Origin of the sequence: Herbidospora solisilvae (assembly GCF_009901565.1) — a bacterium.
Classification (GTDB): Bacteria; Actinomycetota; Actinomycetes; order Streptosporangiales; family Streptosporangiaceae; genus Herbidospora; species Herbidospora solisilvae.
The window spans coordinates 392,602-414,354 of the sequence record NZ_WXEW01000005.1 but is presented as its reverse complement, the minus strand read 5'-3'; the positions used below and the strand labels follow the sequence as shown (position 1 = coordinate 414,354).

The following is a 21,753-nucleotide window of genomic DNA, read 5'->3' as shown; positions in this document are numbered from 1 at the left end:
GCCCGTCAGCTCTGATAAGGATCGTGCTCAGCGAGGAGCCGGTCGAGTCTCGCCTGGTCGACCCGGGCCACCACGGCCGACTCCTCCTGCCGGTCGCGGATCACCTTGGCCAGCGTGAACGACGCGGTCACCAGATAGAAGACGCCGACGGCGAAGAACGACCTGATCCAGGGGTCGACGGGCAGGTAGGCGACCCCCAGCGTGAGGGCGCCGAGCGCCAGCCCGAACGAGATGACGGACTGCGCGAAATACGCGGATGTGGTCTTACTTGGCACGGATTTGCTCATGGGGCAATGCTGGAGGCCCAGCCCGGGGCCGGGCCTGAGCCCCACATCCCAAGTTACCGGTGAGTAGCCCATGAGTATCCGAGCCGAACTCCGCGCGTACGCCCTCACCCTGCCCGAGGCGTTCGAGGACTTCCCCTGGGAGGACGACGCCGTCGTCAAGGTGAACAAGAAGATCTTCCTGTTCCTCGGCTCTCCGGAGCATGGGACCGGCTTCGGCGTGAAGCTGGTCGTCGCCCACGGACACGCGCTGAGCGTGCCGGGCGCCATCCCGAGCCGTTACGGCCTGGGCCGGGCCGGCTGGGTGACCGTCCCCTACGCGAGCGATCTGCCCGAGTTCGACGTGCTCCAGGACTGGGTCGAGGAGAGCTACCGGCTCGTCGCGCCGAAACGGCTCGGCAAGTTGCTCTGACCCAGATGACAACCTAATGTTGTCGATATGGAGCCATCAGAGTTACTCGCCCGCGCACGCAAACGCGCGGCCAACCCCTCTGACCCGCTGGACACCCTGGCCGCAGCCAACGAGCTGAGCCAGGAGATGACCCGCGACGCCGACGCCCTGATCGATCTGGCGGTCCGCGACGCCCGCGCCGCGGGCACCTCCTGGACGGCCATCGGCGACCGCCTCGGCGTGTCGAAGCAGGCCGCGCGTAAGCGCTTCACCCGCAACTTCACCCACCCGTTCTCGGCCCGCAAGACGCGGCGCGCGGCGGCCTGCTCGTTCTGCCGCAAGCCGCCGAACCCACACCTGCACATGGTCTACGGCGAAGGCGGCCGGATCTGCGCCGAGTGCGTCGCCCTGGCCGCCGAGATCGTCGCCGACAAGGCCAAGACGCGTTAGGTGACCGTCACCCGGCGCTGATAACGCTCGTCCCGCCAGATGCCCTTGCCGATGATCTCGGCGAGGGTGTCGGCGGCGTCGTACACGTCGACGTAGCGCAGGTAGAGCGGGGTGAACCCGAACCGCATGATGTCGGGGGCGCGGAAGTCGCCGTGCACCCCGTGGTCGAGCAGGGCCCGCATGATCGGATAGCCGTGCTCGTGCCGGAAGCTGATCTGGCTGCCGCGTCCGGCCGGGTCGCGCGGGGTCGCCAGGTCGAGCCCGAGGGGCTCGGTCAGCGCGATGAACAATTCGGTCAGCGCGACGCTCTTGGCCCGCACCGACCTGATGTCGACCTTCTCCCACAGGTCCAGCGACGCGGCGAGCGCGCTCATCGACAGGATCGGCGGAGTTCCGGCGGCGAAGCGGCGGACACCGTCGGCGGGCCGGTAGTCGGCCTCGAAGGCGAAGGGCGCGGCGTGCCCGTGCCAGCCGCGCAGCACCGGCTCGGCCTCCGCCAGGTGCGCGGGCGCGCAGTAGAGATAGGCCGGCGCTCCGGGCCCGCCGTTCAGATATTTGTACGTGCACCCGACCGCGAAGTCGGCCGCGCCCACCTCGACGGGCAGCGCCCCGGCGCTGTGGCAGAGGTCCCAAATAGCCAGCGCCCCAGAGGCGTGCACCGACGCGGTGTCGGCGGCCAGGTCGCGCAGCGCGCCGGTCCGGTAGTCGACGTGGGACAGCAGCACCACGGCGACGTCGTCGTCGAGGACGTCGGCGAGCGAATCGTCGGGACCGAAATCTCGCACGTTCAGGTCGAAGCCCGCCACGAGCCCCTGGACGGCGTACCGATCGGTCGGAAAGCCCTCCGACTCCACGACGACGGTCCGGCGGCCCGGACGCAGCCGGACGGCGGCCGACATCACTTTGAAGATCGAGATCGAGGTCGACTCGCCCGTGAGCACCGTGCCGGGCCCGGCGCCGATCAGGTTCCCGATCCGGTCGCCGATCACCTCCGGCAGGTCCCACCATCCGGCGGTGTTCCAGCTCTGCCCCAGGTCACGTCCCCATTCGGCGGTGACCGTGTGGGAGACGGCCTCGATCGTGCGCCGCGGCAACGCGCCGAGCGAGTTGCCGAGCATGTAGACCACGTTCTCCGGCAGGACGAACTCCGCACGGAAACCGCGAAGGGGGTCGGCGGAGTCGAGCGCGGCACAGCCGGCGCGGGTGATGCTCATGCCAGACATCATCTCCAGAAATATCCTGACTCGGCAGCCCAATGCGTCACCAAGGGTCGGCTTCCCAAGGGGCCACCTTCTGGTGACCGTTTACGGCTAAGGTTTTTGTCGCATTTAGCCCTGACCGCAAGTGCCATGGGGTGTCCGGAACAACCGGCCCGATGGATGCCAAAAAGGACACAGTCATGTTGCTGGCGTGGGATCTATGGGGACATGTCGTCATCGCCACCCTCTTGACCATTCCCGTCGGATGGGGTGTCGCTCACCTGCTCACTCGGTTCCGGGAGCGTTCCAACCACCCGGAACCTGCGCGGACGGCGTACGCGGACGTCTTCATCGTCATCGGCACGGCGCCCTGGCTCTGGATGATCCTCACTCCCGGTGACCCCTCGGCTCCTGACCGGGCGGTCGGTCTGGTCCCGTTTCACGATCTTGCACAGGTAGTGACGGGACCGGCCGGGACGGCGTTCGTGCAGGTCGGAGGCAATCTGCTGGTGTTCGCCGCACTGGGCGCGCTTTTGCCCCTCAGGTCTCAAAAGTTGGCTCGTTTGAAGATCGTCGCGGCCGTCGCGGCGGCCGGATCTCTTACCGTCGAGTTACTTCAATACGGCCTGGAGCTCCACCGTGTGTCGTCAGTCGATGACATCCTGCTGAACACGACGGGCGCGGTCCTGGCTGCGGTCATGACGCAGCGTTGGTGGGCCGGGTGAATAGCGGCTAGGACCGTTCCAGGGTAACGGGCTGCACTAACCGCTGAAGATCGCCACAGGGGCACGATCCGCTCAAATTAGGCTCGGGACCAACCATTCTCTCTGTGCGATCGTGGACAAGACGGGGCAAGTTCTCTGGAGACGCTAACCCCCCGTTGGTGACAGAGGGTGATCAAACGTGACCGAGTCCCCGGTGCATCACGAGCCCCCCATTTACCGGCGTATCGCCGACCGGCTGCGCACGCAGATCCTGTCCGGCGAACTCCGCGATGGGGAGCGGCTACCGGGCGAAAACGCCCTCATGACCGAGTACGGCATCGCGCGCGCCACCGCACGGCAGGCGCTGGCCGTACTCATCAATGAGGGCCTGGCTGTTCCGCGGCGAGGTTCGGGGGTATACGTGAGACTCTTTCGGCCCATCAGACGGCATGGGTCACGACGTCTGTCCCGTGAACAGTGGGGGCAGGGGCGGGCGATCTGGGATTCCGACACCCGGGGGCGTGCCTACACGGTGGACGAGGTCCACATCGAACGGTTGCCGGCGAGCGAGGACATCGGGCGCGTCCTCGACGTCGACGAGGTCTGGATCCGCCGGAGGCGCTACAACGTGGACGGCAGGCCCGTCCAGCTGGCCGTCTCCCACTTCCCCGCCGACCTGGTGGAGGGAACCGCCATCACCCTGCCCGACACCGGCCCCGGCGGCGTCTACGCCCGCCTGGGCGACCTCGGCTACCTTCCGGCCCACTTCACCGAGGAGTTACGCGCCCGGATGCCGCAGCCCCAGGAGGCCGAACTCCTCCATCTGCCGCCGGGGAACCCGATCATCGTCGTGGTGCGCACGGCGTACACCTCGGGAGGCATACCGGTTGAGCTGAACGAGATGACACTCGACGCCGCGTCGTATGTACTCCAGTACGACTTCGATGCGTAGTTCAACTTGAAAAATCGGACGATAGGTGGACCTGTCCTCCCAGGATCTTGTCTTCTCTAGAGATGTCCCGCACCTTGATAGGGAGACGTCAAGGAGATCGGGGTACACCCGGGGCGGCTCGGCGAGGGAAAGGTGGGCAGATGTCCTTTGACCGGCATCTTGCCGAAATTGCCCGCGAGTATCCGGAATGGACTATCTGGCGGAGCGATGCGGGACGGTGGTGGGCAACCCGCCACCATCCCCTGAGTTCCGCTCAGCGGGAGGCCGGCTGCGCGATGACCATCGACGCGGACGAGCCGGAAGGATTACGCCAGTTGTTACGCGACCAGGAGGAACGTGCCAACACGGCGGATCCTTGATGCCCACCGAAGCGCGGAAGCCTCCGACCCTATCGGGGGCGGAGGCTTCCGCTTTCTCATACACCGATAACCACAGACCCCCGTGGGGGCGCTTTCCACTGGTGCCAGCCAACGACGAGGCGCTCTCACGGGGCACCACACCGGCCGCCGACGACGCCGGCCGGAGCTGAACAGCGGGAACGGCCGGCAGCCGTCCCCGCTCTCGATCGGCGGTGGGCCCGCCGCCACCCCATTGGCGGGCCCATCTCCACATTCACGCGCCGCGGGCATCCATCGGAGGCAGCCCGCGTCGCAGGTCCACCGGCGCGGCCGCGACGGCCGGGTCGTGATCGACGATCACGTGCTCGTCTTCGGAGTCATCCTCCTCGGCGGCCTGATCGACCAGCACAGCGGGACCGGCGGCGGCCGGGGAAGGCGCGGCTGCCGGCTGCGCGGCCGACGCCGGAACCTCGTCCTCTTCCTCCTCCTCGGCCCGCTCGACCGGGAGCTCCTCGTCGATCGACGGAGCCGGCGGCAACACCGACGCCTCATCGATCAGCGGACCGGCGGCCTGCTCACGGTGCAGCAGGTCGCCCAGCACGGCGCCGATCTCGTTCAGGCGGCGCATCACCTCGGTGTGGGTGTCGGTCAGATAGACCACACGCCGGCCGGTGTGCTCGTCAAGGTGACCCGCACGCTGCTTGGCCGAAGTCAAGGTCCGCTCCGCCACCGCGTTGGCGTCGGCCACCAGCTTCTCGGCCTCCAGCGTCGCGGCGGTCACCCGCCGGTCTGCCTCGGCCCGCGCGTCCCGCAACGTCTCCTCGGCCTCGGCGTTGGCCGTCGCCACCTTCTCCTCCGCCTCGGCCCCGGCCTGCGCCAGCAGCCGCTCGGCCGACGCCGTCGCGTCGTGGATGCGCCGCTCGGCCTCCTCCTGCGCCGCCGCCCTTATGGAGTCGGCCTGCTCCCGCGCCGTCGACACCACGCGCTCGGCCTCGGTCGCCGCCTGGTCGCGCATCTGCGAGGCCGCGCTCTCCGAGGCCTCCTTGTTGGCACGGGCCTCTTCGTGGGCCAGCTTGAGGATCTGGCTCAGCCGCTCACCCAGCTCGTCGGGGCTCTGCGGAGCCTCGGTCAGCTTCCGGCGAGCCTCGGCGAGCTCCAGCCGGCTCTGCTCGGCTTGGTCGATGGTACGTGCCAGACGCTCCTCAAGATCACGAATCTGGTTCCGGGTGCGGATCATGTAGTCGTGCACCTGGCGGCGGCTGTATCCACGCATGACGACTTCGAACGAGTCGTCGCTCATGAGGTCGGGGAAACTGTCAGTCTGGTTCGTCATGAAGAGCCTTGGGGGAGATGGCGGGAAGACGTATCAAGACACGACTTTCCTGCTATCGGCGGCGGGGCGCAACCCGAACCCTGTTATTCGGCCGAGCCTCCGGCTCGGCGGGCGCGGGCGCCTTCAGCCCGCGTCTTCCCTCGTCACTACGGTTCGCTTCGCTCTCCTGCGCTCCTCAGTCCAGACGCGGGCGCGCCCGCGCCATGACCAAGGCGACATATGTGTCGCCATTGAACAGACGGTTTCGTCAGTCCTCCCCACGTTCGCGCAGGGCCGCGGCCAGCGCCGATCGCGAGGTGATCTCCAGCTTGGGGAAGATCCGGTAGAGGTGTGAGCCGACGGTCCGGTGGGACATGAAGAGCTTCTCGCCGATCTCCCGGTTGGTCAGGCCGTCGGCCGCCATCCGGGCGATCTGGAGCTCCTGGGCGGTGAGGACGTCGCGGGCGTCGCCGGTGCGGCGGCGTCCGCTCTCGCCGGAGGCGCGCAGCTCCTGCCAGGCCCGCTCGCTCCACGGAATGACACCGAGCGCGTCGAAGGTCTCCCTGGCCGTGCGCAGCGGCGCCCGCGACTCGGCCATCCGCCGCCTCCGGCGCAACCATTCGCCGTAGGCCAGCTGCACCCGCGCCCGGACGAAGGGCAGCCGGCGCAGGTCCGCATCGAGCGCTGCGGCGAACAAGGACTCGGCGACGGCCTCGTCCGCCAGCACGGCCCGGGTGTAGCGCAGGTCGGCGTGCAGGGCGGGCGACGGGGTGACGCGGGCCACCTCCTCCATTTCCGCCACGATTCCGGCGATCGTGTGGCCCTGGCCGCAGTGGGTCGCGGCGTCCGCGAGCTCGGCCACGCTGAAGCAGCGCAGGGCCGGGTGGAAGGCGGGATCGGCGGGGTCGTGGATCCGGCGCAGCTGGTCGTACGCGTCGGCGTAGCGCCCCTCGCCGAGGGCGGCGAGCCCGCGCGCGTGCTGCACGGTGGCCAGCACCGGACGCGCCCCGATGGGCAGGGCCGCCTGCTCGGCCACCGCGGCGAGGCCCTCCATCCGGTCCTGGTTTCCGCGCAACGCGGCGACAACGGCACCGGAGGCGTGCGCCATGGCGTACATCAGCGGCAGGGACGCCTCCTGGGCGAGCCGGGCGGCCTCCTCGGCGGCGGACATCGCCACGCCGAGATCGGCCAGCCGGGAGGCGCTCCAGGCCTGCGCCCCGAGGTCGCGGCACAGATGGCTGAGCCGACCCTGCACGCGCAGCCGCGGCAGTGACAGGGCGCAGAACTCCTCCGACAGGTCGAAGGCCCCCACCATCAGCGCCGAACTGCCGAGCAGCCGGGCCGCCCGCCAGCCGCCGGGCCGGTCGGCCGCCAACCGGCCGAGCCGCTCGATCACCACCCGGCCGCGCTCGATCGGGGCCGCGAACGCCAGGATCGACAACAACCACCCGTCGTGCTCGTCGACGGGCAGGCTCTCGGCCGCGGCGACGACGAGGTCCCGCGACTCCGCGTCGGTGTGGGCCCAGAAACACCGCAGGGACGCGCTCGACAGCAGCTTCAGCGCCAGGTCGAGCTCGCCCTCCTTCGCCACGGCCTGGGCGAGCTCGACCAGGGACCGCACCGCCGCGTCGTCGTCGCGGACGTCCTCTTCGAAGCTCTCCCGTATCCACACGACCCGGGCGCGCTGCCGCAGCGACAACGTCCAGGGCTCGGCCTCGGTGACCAGCCGGGTGGCCAGGTCGCGGCGGCCCGCCTCCGCGCCCCATTCGGCCGCCCGGACCAGGCGTTCCCGCCGTTGCCCGGGATCCTCGCTGAGGCGGGCGGCGCGTTCGAGGCCCTCGACGCCCGACAGCAGGTCTCCCCGCCGCCGCGCCCGGCGGGCCGCCGTCTCCAGCTCGGCCGCCATCTCCTCGTCGGGACGGTTGGTCGAGGCCGCCCGGTGCCAGCGGTTGCGGTCGGGCTGATCGGCCAGGACGTCGGCCAGGGCGGCGTGCGCCGCGTGCCGCCGGGACCGGCTGGCCTCCTGCTGGATAGCCGAGCGCATGAGCGGGTGGCGGAACCAGACCACGGTCTCGTGGACGTCGACCAGCCGGGCGGCCACCGCGGGCGCGAGGTCGTCGGCCGTCACCTCCGTGCCCAGGATCAGCGTGGTGGCGTCCAGCGCCTCGCACAACGCGGTCCCGTCGTTGACCGCGGCGACCAGCAGCAGGGTCCGGGTGGCGGGCGGCAGCCCCGACATCCGGGCGGTGAAGGTCTGTTCCAGCCGGGCCGTCAGCGGAAGCCGTCCCGGCTGCGGCCGCAGCGTCTCCATGGCGATCGGCAGCTCGACGAGGGCCAGCGGGTTGCCCGCCGCCTCCCGGAGCACCCGCGCGCGTGTCTCCGGCGTCAGGGTGGGGCTGCGGGCCTCCAGCAAGGCGGTGGCGGCGTCGTCGTCGAGCCGGTCGAGGACCAGCTCCGGCAGCCCGGCGGCCTCCAGCGGGCTCTGCGACCCGTCGCGGAGCGCGGCCACCAGCACGATCGGCTCGGATTCCAGCCGGCGGGCGACGAACGCGAGCACTTCGGCGCTCGGCCGGTCGAGCCAGTGCGCGTCCTCGACCAGCACGAGCACGGGCGCCTCAATCAGGAGGTTCAGCGTGCCCAGGGCGACGGGGAAGACGTCGGGCGTCGGGGCGTCGACCAGCCCGAACGCCGCTCCCAGGGCGTCGCGCTGCGGAGCGGGCAGCGCCGCGATCCCGGCCCGGAGCGGCAGCAGGAGCTGGTGCAGACCGGCGAACGGCATGTGCGTCTCGGCCTGCGCCCCGGACGTGCGCAGGATCCGCAGGCCCCGCGCGGCGGCTGTCCCGGCCATGTCGAGCAGGAGGGCCGACTTGCCGATCCCGGCGTCGCCTCGGACCAGGAGCGCCGCACCGCTTTCGCGGACACCGTCCACAAGATTGGCGAGACGTCCCTGCTCGAACTCACGCCCGAAAAGTACCTCTTGCGACAGCTCTGGTGGCATATGTGAACATTTTCGCTTCGAATAGAGGGCCCTGTCCAACCGACCACAGTCGGTGACGCAGTCAGGTGACGCATGCCGCCCAAACGGGCCCGTTCCTAGCTTAGGCCGCAGTTACCCGTCTTCCGCTTGGAGAACGTCATGCCAAAAAGGCTCCTGCTGGCCGCCGTCGCGCTCGCCGCGATGGTCCCCGCCATGACCACGCCCGCCTCGGCCACGACCGGCCACCATGCCGCCAAACCCACCGTCATCCTGGTCCACGGCGCGTTCGCCGACGCGTCGAGCTGGACCAAGGTCGTCGCCCGGCTTCAGGCGGCCGGCTATCCGGTGATCGCGCCCGCCAACCCCCTCCGCGACCTCCAGGGGGACTCCGACTACGTGTCGAGCGTCATCTCCACCGTCCCGGGGCCGGTGATCCTGGTCGGCCACTCCTATGGCGGCTCGGTCATCAGCAGCGCGGCCGACGGCCACGCCAACGTCAAGGCGCTGGTGTACGTCGCCGGGTACGTCCCCGAGGTGGGCGAGTCGGCGCTCGACCTGACCGGCAGGTTCCCGGGCAGCCAGCTGCCCACCAGCCTCCTCACCCGCGACTACCCGGGCGGCACCGACGTCTACGTCGACCCGGCCAAGTTCCGCGCCGCCGTGGCCGCCGACCTGCCCGCCCGTGACACCGCACTGATCGCCGCGACCCAGCGTCCGGTCTCCTACGCCGCGCTCGACGCCAAGGCCACGGTGTCGGCGTGGAAGAAGATCCCCTCGTGGTACCTCGTGGCGGGCGCCGACCAGGCCATCCCGACCGCGGCCCAGAAGTTCATGGCCAAGCGCGCCGGAGCGCACACCAGCGAGATCAAGGGCGCCTCGCACCTGGTCCTGGTCTCGCACGCGGACGCCGCCGCCGACCTCGTCACCGCGGCCGACCGCGCCACCAGGTAGTCAGCTCACCAGCGCCGGGCACGTGCGTGGCGGCGGGCCTTGTCCATGTAGCGGTCGGGGGTCTCGGCGAAGGTCGCGACGTCGTCTTCGTCGAGATCCCGGATGATCTTCGCTGGGGATCCCGCCAGCAGCACTCCTCCGGGGAACTTCTTGCCCGGCGTCACGAGCGCTCCCGCGGCCACCAGCGTGCCGGCGCCGATGTAGGCGCCGTTCAGGAGGATGGCGCCGATGCCGATCAGGGCGCCGGTCTCCACGTATGCGCCGTGGACGACCGCCTTGTGGCCCACGCTGACCCTCGGTTCGAGGACCGCCGGGAAGCCGGGGTCGGCGTGGATGCAGCACAGGTCCTGGACGTTGCACTGCGCGCCGACCTCGATGGACTCGTCGTCTCCCCGTAGCACGCTGCCGTACCAGACGTTCGCGTGCGTGCCGACGCGGACGCGGCCGGCCACGACCGCGCCCGGCGCGATCCAGGCCGTCGGATCGATCGACGGCAGGTCGTCGTCCAGAGCGAACACCTCAGCCAACCCAGGCCCCCGTGGTGAAGTTTCCTATATTGATCGCCATGACCGGCGCCGCCACCGCGACATACGCCATGAACGCCCATTTGTTGCGCGCCGCGGCGATGCCGACCCCGATGTAGAGCGGCCACCACAACAACGATGCCCGCCCGACCGACATGTAGAACGAGGACATCGCCAGCAACGCGACGGCCTGGGGCGCCAGGTAGGCCAACTCCGCCCATTTCCGCCGCACCAGCTGCCAGACGATCAGGATGACCAGCACGAACGCCGCGATTATCTCCTCACGATACGACGTCGCGAGCACCGGCTCCTCCAGCGACCGGTTCCAGGTGTTGACCAGCACCTCCTGGGGGCTCACGGGGTAGCGCCCCCAGTACTGGGCCTGGGCGGCGTTCCAGGCCATCCAGTCGCCGACCCGCATCTTCAGGAAGATCATGTACGCCAGCACCGGCAACCCCGGCACCACGAGCCAGAAGATCTTCCGCCAGTCGGCGCGCAGCCCGTTCTCGGAGACCAGGAACATGACCGCCAGGCCGAGCGCGAGGAACAACCCGGTGATCCGGATCGACGAGGCGAACGCCGCGCAGACGGCCGCCCACTCCCAGCGGCCCTGCCGCGCCAGCAGCCAGGCCGGGATCGCCAGCGCCAGGAACGGGGCCTCGGAGTAGCCCGCCCACATGAACACCGCGAACGGCGACAGGAAGAACGCCAGCACCGTCCAGGTGCCGGTCCCCTCCTTGTACGACTCGCTCAGCCGCGACAGGAACACGGCGACCACCGCGCTCCCCACGACCGACACGAGCACGATCAGCAGGTCGTAGTTGGGCACCAGCCAGTTCAGGTCGCGCAGCAGCAGCGGCAACCCGGGGAAGAACGCCACCAGTTTGGGCGCGTCGGTCATCCCGGGCGCGCCGTCGTAGCCGTATTGGGCGATCGTGATGAAGTTCTCGGCGTCCCAGGGCGTCAGCCGGTCGAGAAGAGGCGCCTCGGTCCGGCCGGGGGCGGCCAGGACCATGTAGATGTACGTCGCGACGTGCCAGAAGAACCAGATGCCCAGGGCGGTCAGGTCGCCCGGTTGCCCGAGCCATCTCCGCCTCGCGGTGGGAGCGTTCTCCGGCTGGTCCGCGTCGGTTTTGGCCTGCTGGGTCTCCGTCACGAAGACCATCGAAGTGGAACAACAGCGGACATGCCAAGAGGTTGTGCCGCGAGTCCCCCAGCTCAGAGCCATTTATCCAGCTCAGGTGGGTGAAAGTTTCACATGTTCTAGCATGTGGCTCGTGCAGTTTGACGGTTTCGCGGCCGTGGAGCAGGACGTCCGGGCGATGGTGGCCGACCCGCGGTGGTCGCTTCGCCCGATGGAGGCACGCGCCGAGGCGCTCGCCCGCCGTGGGCTGTCGGCCCACGACGGCTCCTGCTGGATCTTCGGGCTGGGCGCACGCTGGTACCGGCGCGACGCCGACGGCCAGTGGATGCTCGCGCCGCCCCCGGCCGAGCACGGGGTGCGCAACACGTGTGTACGCGTCAATCCCGCCATCCCGTGGTGGCTGGTGCCGCAGGGGCCCGACTTCGCGGCCGACCGGGGGTCGACGCAGGGGTTCGTGGGGCCCGACGTGCTGCCGGAGGTCGCCGAGCGGATCAGGGCGATCCTGGCGGCCCACCGGGGGCTGAGCCAGGAGGACTTCCCGCTCGTCCCCGGCCCCCTCAAAGACCTGTTCGCCCCCGAGGTGACCTCGCCCGTCGCGGTGGTGTGGGGCGTCGTCATGTGGTGCGCCTACGCGCCGGCCTTCGACGGCAACGAGCAGCTGCTGACCATGTTCGGCGAGTTCCTGGGCAGGCCGCTGCCGGGCGACGACTGGGTCAGGTGGTTGCCGGGGGTGCGGCTGGAGGCGGTGCTGGAGCCGTACAGAGAGAGGCTGGCCGCCGGAGCCCACGAGACGGCGCTGCGCCTGGCCGGGCTGGCGGCGGAGGTGGCGACCGTGCTGAGCGACGACCCGCGCTTCCGGCCGCGGGCCCAGGCCCTCACGGTCATGATCGAGCCCCTGCTGCGCCAGCCCTGGCTCGACCACGGCCACGCCGACCGGGGGTCAGACCTGGCCAGACACTGGCTGCACCGGTTGCCACCCCATCTGACCAGTACGACCATCCACGAGACCGCCCCGAAGGACCACTTCCAGCACACCTTCTACGACCTGACCGAGGCACTGGGCTACCTGGCCGGGCGGGGCGTCGACCCGCGCCTGGCCGCCGGGAGCCTCCTCGCCTGTGACCTGTCAACGGTGGCTGACGCTCAGGTGACAGATGTCTTCCCCCTGCTCGACGACGAGGTGCGCCGGGCCGTGCGAGAGGCCCTTGACGATTCGGCCCATCCGCTGAGGGCCCTGTGGCCCGTGGAGGGCGCGCTGCCCGACGTCCTCGCCCCGCCGGGCCGCGAGGCCGCCTCGACACTGCTCGGCGCGGCCTACGCCACAGGTCTGGCATGGTCTGCCATGATCGGCAGGGCGGTGCCGGAAAGAGGATTCCCGTCTGCTTCGGCCGTCTCTGGGAAGTTGATTCACGAGCGCGACGACACGGTTCCTTCACCGTTGCGGATGCCCGGAAGGCCCGTCTCGGAGATCACCTCGGAGTGGTTGTACCACTCCTGACCGCCAGATCCCCCTTACCCCGGAAAGACCGACAAATCATCCTTTAGCAATCAGGTCCCACCCACCTTGGGAAATTGACCGAATTGTGATCGCGCTTAGCGGGAAATGGTTAGTCGAGGGGGGTCCGGCGGCGGGAATGGTCCCGATGGGCCATGTCGCCGAAACCGACGCGGACGTAACCTCGAAGAGGGTGTGGGCTGCGGAAGGAAGGACGACGCGGTGGGGCACGACGACTTGGACTCCCGGGTCCATGACCGTGTCGCGTTGGACGAAATCGCGCTTTACGCCGAGGTTCTGGAGGCCGTCAACTTCACGGATGACCGACTGACCTTGGAGGAGCTCGACAACGCGCTCGGGTTGCGGACTTCGGCGAGTCGCTGAAGCTGAAGATCACGATCCCGGGCTTCCGGATTTGGGGGCTCGGGATCTGTTATTCCCCGGGGGTCAGGCCCTGGAGCGCAAACCATACATCAGATCCTGCCAGCGGGCGGCGATGGCGGTGGCGGCGCGCTGCGTGGCCGATTCGAGCGCCCCGGCGGCCAGCGTCATCCGTTTGCGCTCGTCGTCGACCAGCGAGAGCAGCGCCCCCGCGTAGGCCTCGACCTCCCCGGCCCCCTCGCTGACCAGCACGCTGTCGACCCCGGGCCGCACGAACTGGGCCAGCCCTTTCGGCCCGTCGAAGCCCACGATGGGCACCCCCGTGCTGAGCGCCTCGTTCACGGTCATGCCGAGCACCTCGTGGCGCGACGGAACCGCCACGATCGACGCCTTGGCGAACTCGCCGGGCAGGTCAGGGGTGGTGCCCATGAAGTAGACGTGGTTGTGCAGGCTGAGCTCGGCGACGAGGGCGCGCAGCCGCTTCTCCTCCGAGCCGGCGCCGTAGAGACGCAACCGCCAGTCGGGCCGCTTGTCGGCGACCATCGCGAACGCCCTGATCAGCCGGTCGAACGCCTTGTCGGACACCCACCGGCCCCCGGCGCTGATGATCCGGTTGTCCATGCGCGATCTCGGCCACGGGCCCTTGGGCAGCGGGTCGGGGATGGTGTGCACGCTGAGCTCGTCGTCGAGCAGCCGGGTCCACTCGCCTCGGCCGGCGTCGGTGCTGGTCACCACGGCGTCGAGGCGCGGGTAGAAACGCTGGACGGGGGTCGGCACGGCCGGCCGCGTCCACTCGCGGGCGATCCTGACCACCTCGCGGGGGGCGTAACGGGCCGACTGCACGCTCAGGCTGGGCCGGGCGGTGACCAGCACGTCGGAGCGGATCGCGCGCAGCGCCCGCCAGAGGGCCACCTCGGTGCGCACCTGGCCGCGCGGCAGCAGGTGGCGGCCGGGCCGGGCGTCGACCAGCCAGCGCAGCCTGATCGCGGGGTCGACGGGGAAGAACGGGGCGTCCCTGGTGCGCTTGACGCTGACCACCTCGACCTGGTGCCCGCTCGTCAGGGCGGCCGCGAGGTTCAGCATCGCCCGTATGTCACCGCGCATACCGTACGCGGACGGCACCAGGAAGGTGATCTTCACGCCGCGCCCACCTCGAGCCGGAGATGGTCGGCGGGCGAGAAGCTCGGCTTGATCGGGACACCGTCGATCTTCGTCGCCGGGTAGTGGACGCGGCGGCGTTTGCCCTCCACGTCGTCGAGGAGCGCTCCCAAAGCCATCGGGCCGTCGACCCCGTCTACTTCGAGGGAGGGCTCCCACACCCCCTCTGAGTCGGGGGTGGCGGCCAGGACGTCGCACAGGGAGAGCGCGGCGTGGAACCGTACACCCTGGACTGTGGCCGTCGCGGTCACGGTGGCGTCACTGTGCTTCAGGGAGAGCCGGGCGCGGTGGTGCTGGTCGTCGTCTCCCAGCCCCGTGTACGCCAGCAGCCCCGTCACCTCGAACCGGCCCTCGCGGAACCAGACCGCCCGCACGTCGGCGACCGGCTCGGCATCGGCGATCTTGATGGCCAGGAAGCCGTTGCGGGTGCGGTAGGCGCGGTAGGACATGGTCCGACGGCCGAGCGCGTAGGCGTCGAGGCGGTCGAGCGAGAAGCCCGGGTCGACGCTCTGCATGCGGGTGCGCGGGCCGCTCTGCTGGAGGTAGGCGTCCCAGCGGCCGGGGGTGAGCTTCAACCCGGCCAGCGAGACGGCGACGGTGGCGTCGTTGGCGGGGCGGCCCGGGGTCCCGAGCCGCACCTTCCGTTCCGAGCCGGTGCCGCGGTGCCGGAGCACCAGATGCGTGCCCGCCTCCAGCGGATGATCGATCGCCATCCGCAGGGAGAGCACGTCGGCAAGAGTTACTTCCGCGTCTGTGACGACCACACCCACCGTTCAGCCCCCTCCCCGTTGATTGAGCCAACGTTGAGGTTACCGTGATTCTCCCGTTATGTGGAGAAGAGCATGGCGCGCATGTGGCCCTGACCAGCGGATTCGACAACCGATCAACAGAAGAGTCAGCCCTTGATGGATTTGATCAAGAGCTGGGCCACGTCGACGACCTCCAAAGTCTCCTTCGCCTTGCCGGTGGTCTTCTTCTCGTTGATCGCGTCGCCGAGCATCACCAGACAGAACGGGCAGGCGGTGGAAACCGTGTCGGGATCGGTGGTGAGCGCCTCGTCGACCCGCTCGGTGTTGATGCGCTTGCCGATGCGCTCCTCCATCCACATCCGCGCGCCGCCGGCGCCGCAGCAGAAGCCGCGGTCCTTGTGGCGGTGCATCTCCTGCGTCGTGACGCCGGGCACCTTGGCCATGATGTCGCGCGGCTGCGAGTAGACCTTGTTGTGCCGCCCGAGGAAGCACGGGTCGTGGTAGGTGATCTTCTCCTCGATCGGCGTGATCGGGGTCAGCTTCCCGGTGTCGACCAGATGAGAGAGCAACTGCGTGTGGTGTACGACCTCGAAGTGCCCGCCGAGCTGCGGATACTCGTTGGCCAGGGTGTTGAAGCAGTGAGGGCAGGTGGCCACGATCTTCTTGACCCCGGCCTCGTTGAGCGTCTCGATGTTCTGCTGGGCCAGCATGTTGAACAGGAACTCCATGCCCAGGCGGCGGGCCGGGTCGCCGGTGCAGGCCTCCATCGGGCCGAGCACCGCGAACTTGACGCCCGCGATGTGCAGCAGTTCGGCGACCGCCTTGGTGGTCTTCTTCGCCCGGTCCTCAAGAGCGCCCGCGCAGCCGACCCAGAACAGGTATTCGGTGTCTTCGGGCATCTTCTCGTCGACGATCTCGACCTCGAAGTCGAGCTCCTCGATCCACTCGGCCCGCTTCATCTCGGGCATGCCCCACGGGTTGCCCTTGTTCTCGAGGTTCTTCAGCATCACGCCGGCCTCCGACGGGAAGGCCGACTCGATCATGACCTGGTAACGGCGCATGTCGAGGATGTGGTCGATGTGCTCGATGTCGACCGGGCACTGCTCGACGCAGGCGCCGCAGTTGGTGCACGACCAGAGCACGTCGGGGTGGATGACGCCCTGCTCGCCGACGAGCGGCTTCTCCAGCAGGGCCAGCACGTCCTGACCGGCGTGGGCGCGCTGCTCCTCGCTCATCAGCAGGTAGGGCGCGACCGCGAAGGCGTGGTCACGCTGGTCGAGGATGAGCATCTTGGGCGACAGCGGCTTGTCGGTGTTCCACGCCGGGCACTGCGACTGGCAGCGGCCGCACTCGGTGCACGTGTAGAAGTCGAGGAAGCCCTTCCAGCTGGTCTCCTCGATCTTGCCGCGGCCGAAGACGTCGGTCTCGGGGTCGGCCTCCTCGAAGTCGAGCACCTTGCCGCCGCTGCGCATCTCCTGGGCCGCGCCCAGCCCGTCGGGACGCCGCGAGAACAACACGTTCAGCGGGGCGGTGAAGATGTGCAGGTGCTTGGAGTTGACCACGATCACCGCGAAGACCAGCATCAGGCCGATGTGCAGCAGCAGCGCGATCTCTTCCAGCAGTGACGAGGTCGGCAGGATCCGCGCCACGAGTTCGGAGACGAAGGCCCCTGACTCGTAGGGGAAGTTGCCGGTGTTGATCGCGGCGGCCCGGAACAGGAACAACGACCAGATGATGTTGAAGATCATGAAGAGGATCAGCCACGCGCCGCCCAGGTGAGACCCGGAGAAGCGGGAGTCGCGGCCGAGCTTCGAGGGGGCGTTCCTGATCCGGATCACGGCGAAGGCGACCAGGCCGAGCAGCGCCGCCAGGGCGATGAAGTCCTGCAGGAAGCCCAGCACCGGCCAGCGGCCGATCAGCGGGATGTGGAAGTCGGGCCGCCCGGTGATGGCGCCCTGGATCATCGCGCCATAGGCTTCCACATAAACGGTCAAAAGAATGAAAAACGCCCACATGACAAAGAAGTGGGCAATGCCCGAGGGCGTCCACTTGAGCAGCTTCTTCTGCCCGAACACCTCGACGAGCTGGGCCTTCAGCTCGGCCCCGATGTTCGCGCGGGCGTATTCGATACGTTCGGGCGCCGGTTCGCCGACGGTGGCGAGCCGATAGAGGAAGCCCACCCGCCTGGCCACCACCGCGATCGTCAGCGCCGTCATCAGCAGCCCGATTATGCAGACCAGCAACACTGGGGCCTCCTCATCGCCATCGTGGTCACCATAATCAGACCCTAGAACAAACCTCTAGAAGGCGCTCCGTCAGGGGTCGACATATCGCTGCAACGTGGGCGCGAGCAGGGCGACCAGCTCATCGGGCGTCGCCGACGCGATCGGCTCGATCTTGACGATATACCGCAGCATCACCACGCCGATCATCTGCCCGAACGCCGCCTCGATCCTGATCGGATCGACGCCCAGCCCCTGGGCGAGCCGCTGAAGCACCGCCTCCCCGAGGAACTCGCGCACCATCGTGGCCGCCTGCTCGTTCGACATCGCCGACCGGATCATCGCGATGATCGGCGCCCGCCGGTCCTCGTCGGAGGCGACCGTCAGGATGAACCGGATCAGCCGCTCCCCCAGCTCCTCGCGGGGCCCGGCCAGGATCATCGGCACCGCCACGCTCGGCTCGACCGGGAACCGCATGGCCGCGACGAACAGGCCCTCCTTCGTGTCGAAGTAGTGGTGGACCAGGGCCGGGTCGACGTTCGCCTCACGGGCGATGCCCCGGACCGTCGCCTTGTCGAACCCCTTCTCCGCGAAGACCCCCCGGGCCGCGGTGATGATCTCACCCCGGGTGTCGAGGGATCCGGGCCTCCTGCCGGGCCTGCGCCGCCGCTGTTCCGTCATCCGGCGGGCTCTTTCCGGCCGACCGCGAGGTAAACGCGCATCGGCACGACAAGATCACCACCAGGGCAGACCCGCAGGAGTTCCGCCCGCTCGCGCTCGATCAGCTCGTCGGCCCTGGCCGGGTCGAGCCGGGCCATGTAGGAGTGGGAGCGCAGGTTGGTCAGGAACACGTCGAGCCCCACGTGGCGGGTCCAGTGGACCCACCGGTCGCGGACGTCGAGCCCGCCCTCGGTCATCGCCCGCGCGATGGCCGGCAGGTCCCGGCCCTCGGGCCCGGTGTAACCCGGCACGTCGGACAGCCTGATCTGGCATTCGGCCAGCCAGGCGGCCTTGCCGGTGTCGACGGAGTTCCACCATCCGGCGACCGCCCTCCGGCTGACCCTCCTCGCCTCCTTGATCGACCGCACCGGGTCGAGCCAGTGCCACGCCTGGGCGTAGGTCACCAGGTCGGCCGAGCCGTCGCGGAAGGGCAGCACGTTGCCGTCGGCCAGGACGGAGGCGCCGTCGTGATAGGCCAGCATGTGCCCGGCCAGATCGGCGGCCACCACCCGGGCGCCCCGCCGCTGCATGCCACGGGAGGAGATGCCGGTCCCGGCGCCGACGTCGACCACGGTGGCGCCGTCGAGCGTCGTGCCGGACAGTTCGGACAGGGCGTCGTAGAGCGCGGCGGGATATTCCGGTCGGGCCGCGTCGTACGCCTCGGCCACCCTGGGCGCGTCGAAGACCAGGTGACTCATGGGGTTGTAGCGCTCATTTCCTCGCGGACGAGGCGGCGAAGTTGAGCCGGGCGAAGGCCAGCGCCTCGGCCAGGTCGTCGATCCGCTCGGTGCGGGTCGCCGCCCTCCGCGTGTTGATCTCCAGCACGATCAGCCCACCATAGCCCGCGTTGGCGAGGCGCTCCAGCATGGGAGCGCAGGGCTGGTTGCCTCGTCCCGGTACGAGATGTTCGTCCTTGTTCGTGGTGCCGATGCCGTCGGCCAGGTGGAGGTGGGCCAGCCGGTCGCCCAGCTTGGTGGCCATCTCCATGGCGTCCGACCCGGACACCGCCGTGTGGGACAGGTCGAGGGTGACGTGGGGGAAGTCGTAGTCGAGGGGGTTCCAGTCGGGCGAGTAGGGCACGACCTCGTTGCCCCGGGCCCGGAGGGGGAACATGTTCTCGACCGCGAAGACCACGTCGGTCTCGTCGCGCATGCGGGCCAGCCCGATCTCGAAGTCCCGGGCGTAGTCACGCTGCCAGCGGAAAGGGGGATGCACCACGACGGTGCCGGCGCCCAGCCGCTCGGCGGCGGCCTGGGCCTTGCGCAGCTTGAGCCACGGGTCCTTGCCCCACACGCGCTGGGTGACCAGCAGACAGGGCGCGTGGATCGCCACGATGGGCAGCTCGTAGTGGTCGCGGAGACGCTGGAGCACGTCGACGTCCTGACTGACCGGATCCTGCCCGACCATGATCTCGACGCCGTCGTAACCCAGGCGTGCCGCGAGCTCGAAGGCGTCGGGGGTTCGCTCGGGATAGACCGATGCGGTCGACAACGCGATCTTCGCATTGGGCACCCGGACGACCTCGCTCCTTCCGATATATGTACGCTCGCCACGACTCTTGCTCACCCTGCCAGCCTAAGCGGGCGTGTGTCCGGTCGAGGCGAACCTAGGGTTGCGTCATGGCCAGCATCGTCAAGGGCGCCGTGCCCAGCCCCAACATCTGGAACGCCCCCGCCGTCTACGAACTGGAGAACCACGCGGTCGACCCCGACCGGCGGGTCGAATCGGCGATGCGCGCCCTCCGCCCCTGGACCGGCGCGACGGTCCTGGACATCGGCTGCGGCACGGGCTACCACCTGCCCGCCCTGGCCCTGGAGGCGTCGTCGGTGATCGGCGTCGAACCCCACGGCGACCTGGCCGCCCTGGCCCGCCGGCGCTGCGCTCGGGTGCCGAATGTGACGGTTCACACGGCGACCGCCCAGGAGATCCCCCTCCCCGACCACTCCGTGGACGTCGCGATGGCCCGCTGGGCCTACTTCTTCGGCCCCGGCTGCGAACCCGGCCTGGCCGAGTTGTCACGGGTGGTGCGCAAGGGCGGCGCGGCCTTCGTCGTCGACCTCGACGCGACCCGGGGGTCCTTCGGCCGCTGGTTCCAGGCGACGGTGCCCACCTACTCCCCGGAGGCCGTGGAGGCCTTCTGGGCCCGCCAGGGGTGGTCCCGGCAGGAACTCGACCTGCGGATGCTCTTCGAACGGCGAGCCGATCTGGAAGCGGTCCTGAAGATCGAGTTCACCCACACGGTCGCCAAAGCGGCCATCCGCGAGACGGAAGGCCTGGAGCTCGCCTACCCGAACATCCTGAGATGGCGGCTCTTCTAGGCGGAATCTGTCGGGGGGCGCCGGTAGCCTGCGGCTCGTGGCTAAAGCGACCAAGGTGTCCTATCGGTGTGGCGAGTGCGGCTGGGTGACCGTCAAGTGGGTCGGCCGGTGCGGGGAGTGCCAGGCGTGGGGCACGGTCGAGGAGGCCGGGGTCCGGGCCGGGGTGACCGAGGTCAAGGCGGGGGCGATCACCTCGCCGGCCATCCCGATCGGGCAGGTCAAGGCCGAGGTGGCACACGCCAGGCCAACCGGGGTGAGCGAGCTCGACCGGGTGCTCGGGGGCGGGCTGGTGCCGGGGGCCGTGGTGCTGCTGGCCGGGGAGCCGGGCATCGGGAAGTCGACGCTGCTGCTGGAGGCGGCCGCCCACGCGGGACGGCGCGAGACCGTGCTCTACGTGACCGGTGAGGAGTCCGCGTCGCAGGTGCGCATGCGGGCCGACCGCATCGGCGCCGTGGTCGACAACCTCTACCTGGCCGCCGAGACCGATCTGGGCGCTCTGGTCACCCACGTCGAGAAGGTCAACCCTCGGCTCCTGATCGTCGACTCCGTCCAGACGATCGGCTCCGCCGACGCGACCGGGGTGCCGGGCGGGGTCACCCAGGTCCGCGAGGTCGCCGGGAACCTGGTCCGGCTGGCCAAGGAGCGCGGCATGGCGACCGTCCTGGTCGGCCACGTCACCAAAGACGGCTCGATCGCCGGGCCGCGGGTGCTGGAACACCTCGTCGACGTCGTCCTCCACTTCGAGGGCGACCGCAACTCGCGGTTGCGCATGGTCCGCGCGATCAAGAACAGGTTCGGCCCGATCGAGGAGGTCGGCTGCTTCGACCTGCACGAGAAGGGCATCACCGGCATCACCGACCCGAGCGGCCTGTTCGTCTCCCGCCACCCCGAGCCCGTGCCGGGCACCTGCGTGACCGTGACGATCGAGGGCACCCGACCCATCCCCGCAGAGCTCCAGGCGCTCGTCGGCCCCACCGAGGCTCCCCAGCCCCGGCGCACGTCATCGGGCCTCGACTCCTACCGCGTCGCGATGGTCCTGGCCGTCATGGAGCGCCGCCTCAACGCCAAGATCGGCCGGTGTGACGTCTTCACCGCCACCGTCGGCGGCATCCGCCTCACCGACCCGGCCGTCGACCTGGCCCTCATGCTCTCGGTCGTCAGCGCCGCCGGAGACAACCCGCTCCCCCAGGGCCTGATCGCGATGGGCGAGGTCGGCCTGGCCGGAGAGCTGCGGCCGGTCCGGGAGGTCCGTCGCCGCCTCGCCGAGGCCGCCCGCCTGGGCTTCACCCGCGCGCTGGTCCCGGCCGGCTCGATGGAGACCGTCACCCCGCCCCGCATCGATCCGCCGACGAGAAGCCGCCGGGGCGAGGTCGTCGCCGTCCGCGAACCGCTGCGAACCTCGACCTTCGCCCCCGGATTCACCGTCACCGAGGCCGAGAACGTCTGGGACGCTCTGACACACATCCGGTGAGGAGGCCGTTACG

The 21,753-nt window shown here is 69.6% G+C and carries 22 protein-coding genes; 10 read left to right on the top strand and 12 right to left on the bottom strand.

Features of this window, described 5'->3' with window-relative positions; translation table 11 throughout:
* Positions 1-5: 5 nt before the first annotated feature.
* A complete protein-coding gene (locus tag GT755_RS18825; RefSeq protein WP_161480977.1) occupies positions 6-287 on the bottom strand; it encodes a YiaA/YiaB family inner membrane protein in 282 nt (93 codons plus the stop codon).
* A gap of 70 nt (positions 288-357) precedes the next feature.
* On the opposite strand from GT755_RS18825, the gene GT755_RS18820 reads away from it, so the two are divergent.
* Positions 358-696, top strand: coding sequence for an MmcQ/YjbR family DNA-binding protein (locus tag GT755_RS18820; RefSeq protein WP_161480976.1), 339 nt, complete (start codon positions 358-360; stop codon positions 694-696).
* Between the two features lie 27 nt (positions 697-723).
* The gene (locus GT755_RS18815; protein ID WP_030454867.1) at positions 724-1,125 is read left to right on the top strand and encodes a ClpX C4-type zinc finger protein; all 402 of its coding nucleotides are present in this window, start codon (positions 724-726) and stop codon (positions 1,123-1,125) included.
* Here the strand turns inward: GT755_RS18815 and kynU are convergent.
* Positions 1,122-2,339 carry a kynureninase gene (kynU, locus tag GT755_RS18810; RefSeq protein WP_161480975.1) on the bottom strand — a complete coding sequence of 406 codons (1,218 nt, stop codon included), beginning with the start codon at positions 2,337-2,339 and terminating at the stop codon, positions 1,122-1,124. The genes GT755_RS18815 and kynU overlap by 4 nt on opposite strands.
* A gap of 185 nt (positions 2,340-2,524) precedes the next feature.
* Here kynU and GT755_RS18805 point away from each other — a divergent pair, with 185 nt between their 5' ends.
* The 3 genes from GT755_RS18805 (at position 2,525) to GT755_RS18795 (ending at position 4,339) form a co-directional block, all read left to right on the top strand.
* Positions 2,525-3,049, top strand: a complete 525-nt coding sequence (locus tag GT755_RS18805; protein ID WP_161480974.1) for a VanZ family protein — start codon at positions 2,525-2,527, stop codon at positions 3,047-3,049.
* A 178-nt stretch (positions 3,050-3,227) separates the two neighbouring features.
* Positions 3,228-3,980 carry a GntR family transcriptional regulator gene (locus GT755_RS18800; RefSeq protein WP_030454864.1) on the top strand — a complete coding sequence of 251 codons (753 nt, stop codon included), beginning with the start codon at positions 3,228-3,230 and terminating at the stop codon, positions 3,978-3,980.
* Positions 3,981-4,120: 140 nt separating this feature from the next.
* Positions 4,121-4,339: a hypothetical protein gene (locus GT755_RS18795; protein ID WP_083949814.1), complete on the top strand. Its 219-nt coding sequence runs from the start codon at positions 4,121-4,123 to the stop codon at positions 4,337-4,339.
* A gap of 253 nt (positions 4,340-4,592) precedes the next feature.
* Here the strand turns inward: GT755_RS18795 and GT755_RS40630 are convergent, their stop codons facing one another.
* Both GT755_RS40630 and GT755_RS18785 read right to left on the bottom strand, forming a co-directional pair.
* Positions 4,593-5,651 (bottom strand): coiled-coil domain-containing protein, encoded by a 1,059-nt coding sequence (locus tag GT755_RS40630; RefSeq protein WP_202610196.1) that lies wholly within the window; start codon positions 5,649-5,651, stop codon positions 4,593-4,595.
* Positions 5,652-5,898: 247 nt separating this feature from the next.
* Entirely contained in the window at positions 5,899-8,628 is a 2,730-nt protein-coding gene (locus GT755_RS18785; protein WP_161480973.1) for a helix-turn-helix transcriptional regulator, read from the bottom strand.
* 138 nt (positions 8,629-8,766) lie between these two features.
* Here GT755_RS18785 and GT755_RS18780 point away from each other — a divergent pair, with 138 nt between their 5' ends.
* Complete coding sequence (locus GT755_RS18780; RefSeq protein WP_161480972.1) at positions 8,767-9,558, top strand: alpha/beta fold hydrolase; 792 nt, start codon at positions 8,767-8,769, stop codon at positions 9,556-9,558.
* 5 nt (positions 9,559-9,563) lie between these two features.
* Here the strand turns inward: GT755_RS18780 and GT755_RS18775 are convergent, their stop codons facing one another.
* Both GT755_RS18775 and GT755_RS18770 read right to left on the bottom strand, forming a co-directional pair.
* Positions 9,564-10,076, bottom strand: a complete 513-nt coding sequence (locus GT755_RS18775) for a gamma carbonic anhydrase family protein (RefSeq protein ID WP_328794409.1) — start codon at positions 10,074-10,076, stop codon at positions 9,564-9,566.
* 1 nt (position 10,077) lies between these two features.
* Positions 10,078-11,238, bottom strand: a complete 1,161-nt coding sequence (locus tag GT755_RS18770) for a mannosyltransferase family protein (protein ID WP_161480971.1) — start codon at positions 11,236-11,238, stop codon at positions 10,078-10,080.
* Between the two features lie 121 nt (positions 11,239-11,359).
* Here GT755_RS18770 and GT755_RS18765 point away from each other — a divergent pair, with 121 nt between their 5' ends.
* Entirely contained in the window at positions 11,360-12,724 is a 1,365-nt protein-coding gene (locus GT755_RS18765; RefSeq protein WP_202610195.1) for a hypothetical protein, read from the top strand.
* Positions 12,725-12,943: 219 nt separating this feature from the next.
* Positions 12,944-13,105 carry a hypothetical protein gene (locus tag GT755_RS38620; RefSeq protein ID WP_169806330.1) on the top strand — a complete coding sequence of 54 codons (162 nt, stop codon included), beginning with the start codon at positions 12,944-12,946 and terminating at the stop codon, positions 13,103-13,105.
* Positions 13,106-13,168: 63 nt separating this feature from the next.
* On the opposite strand, the gene GT755_RS18760 is transcribed toward GT755_RS38620, so the two are convergent.
* The 6 genes from GT755_RS18760 to GT755_RS18735 form a co-directional block, all read right to left on the bottom strand.
* On the bottom strand, positions 13,169-14,242 hold the full coding sequence (locus GT755_RS18760; RefSeq protein WP_161480970.1) for a glycosyltransferase: 1,074 nt from the start codon (positions 14,240-14,242) through the stop codon (positions 13,169-13,171).
* Entirely contained in the window at positions 14,239-15,024 is a 786-nt protein-coding gene (locus GT755_RS18755) for a hypothetical protein (protein WP_328794408.1), read from the bottom strand. The genes GT755_RS18760 and GT755_RS18755 overlap by 4 nt, the downstream gene beginning before the upstream one ends.
* A 131-nt stretch (positions 15,025-15,155) precedes the next feature.
* A complete protein-coding gene (locus GT755_RS18750) occupies positions 15,156-17,255 on the bottom strand; it encodes a (Fe-S)-binding protein (RefSeq protein ID WP_328794407.1) in 2,100 nt (699 codons plus the stop codon).
* 69 nt (positions 17,256-17,324) lie between these two features.
* A complete protein-coding gene (locus GT755_RS18745; RefSeq protein WP_030454854.1) occupies positions 17,325-17,912 on the bottom strand; it encodes a TetR/AcrR family transcriptional regulator in 588 nt (195 codons plus the stop codon).
* Complete coding sequence (locus GT755_RS18740; RefSeq protein WP_161480968.1) at positions 17,909-18,649, bottom strand: class I SAM-dependent methyltransferase; 741 nt, start codon at positions 18,647-18,649, stop codon at positions 17,909-17,911. The genes GT755_RS18745 and GT755_RS18740 overlap by 4 nt, the downstream gene beginning before the upstream one ends.
* 13 nt (positions 18,650-18,662) lie before the next feature.
* The gene (locus GT755_RS18735; RefSeq protein WP_328794406.1) at positions 18,663-19,517 is read right to left on the bottom strand and encodes a sugar phosphate isomerase/epimerase family protein; all 855 of its coding nucleotides are present in this window, start codon (positions 19,515-19,517) and stop codon (positions 18,663-18,665) included.
* A gap of 53 nt (positions 19,518-19,570) precedes the next feature.
* On the opposite strand from GT755_RS18735, the gene GT755_RS18730 reads away from it, so the two are divergent.
* Complete coding sequence (locus tag GT755_RS18730; protein ID WP_161480967.1) at positions 19,571-20,269, top strand: class I SAM-dependent methyltransferase; 699 nt, start codon at positions 19,571-19,573, stop codon at positions 20,267-20,269.
* Between the two features lie 37 nt (positions 20,270-20,306).
* Positions 20,307-21,740 (top strand): DNA repair protein RadA, encoded by a 1,434-nt coding sequence (gene radA, locus GT755_RS18725; protein WP_161480966.1) that lies wholly within the window; start codon positions 20,307-20,309, stop codon positions 21,738-21,740.
* The last annotated feature ends 13 nt before the right edge of the window (positions 21,741-21,753 follow it).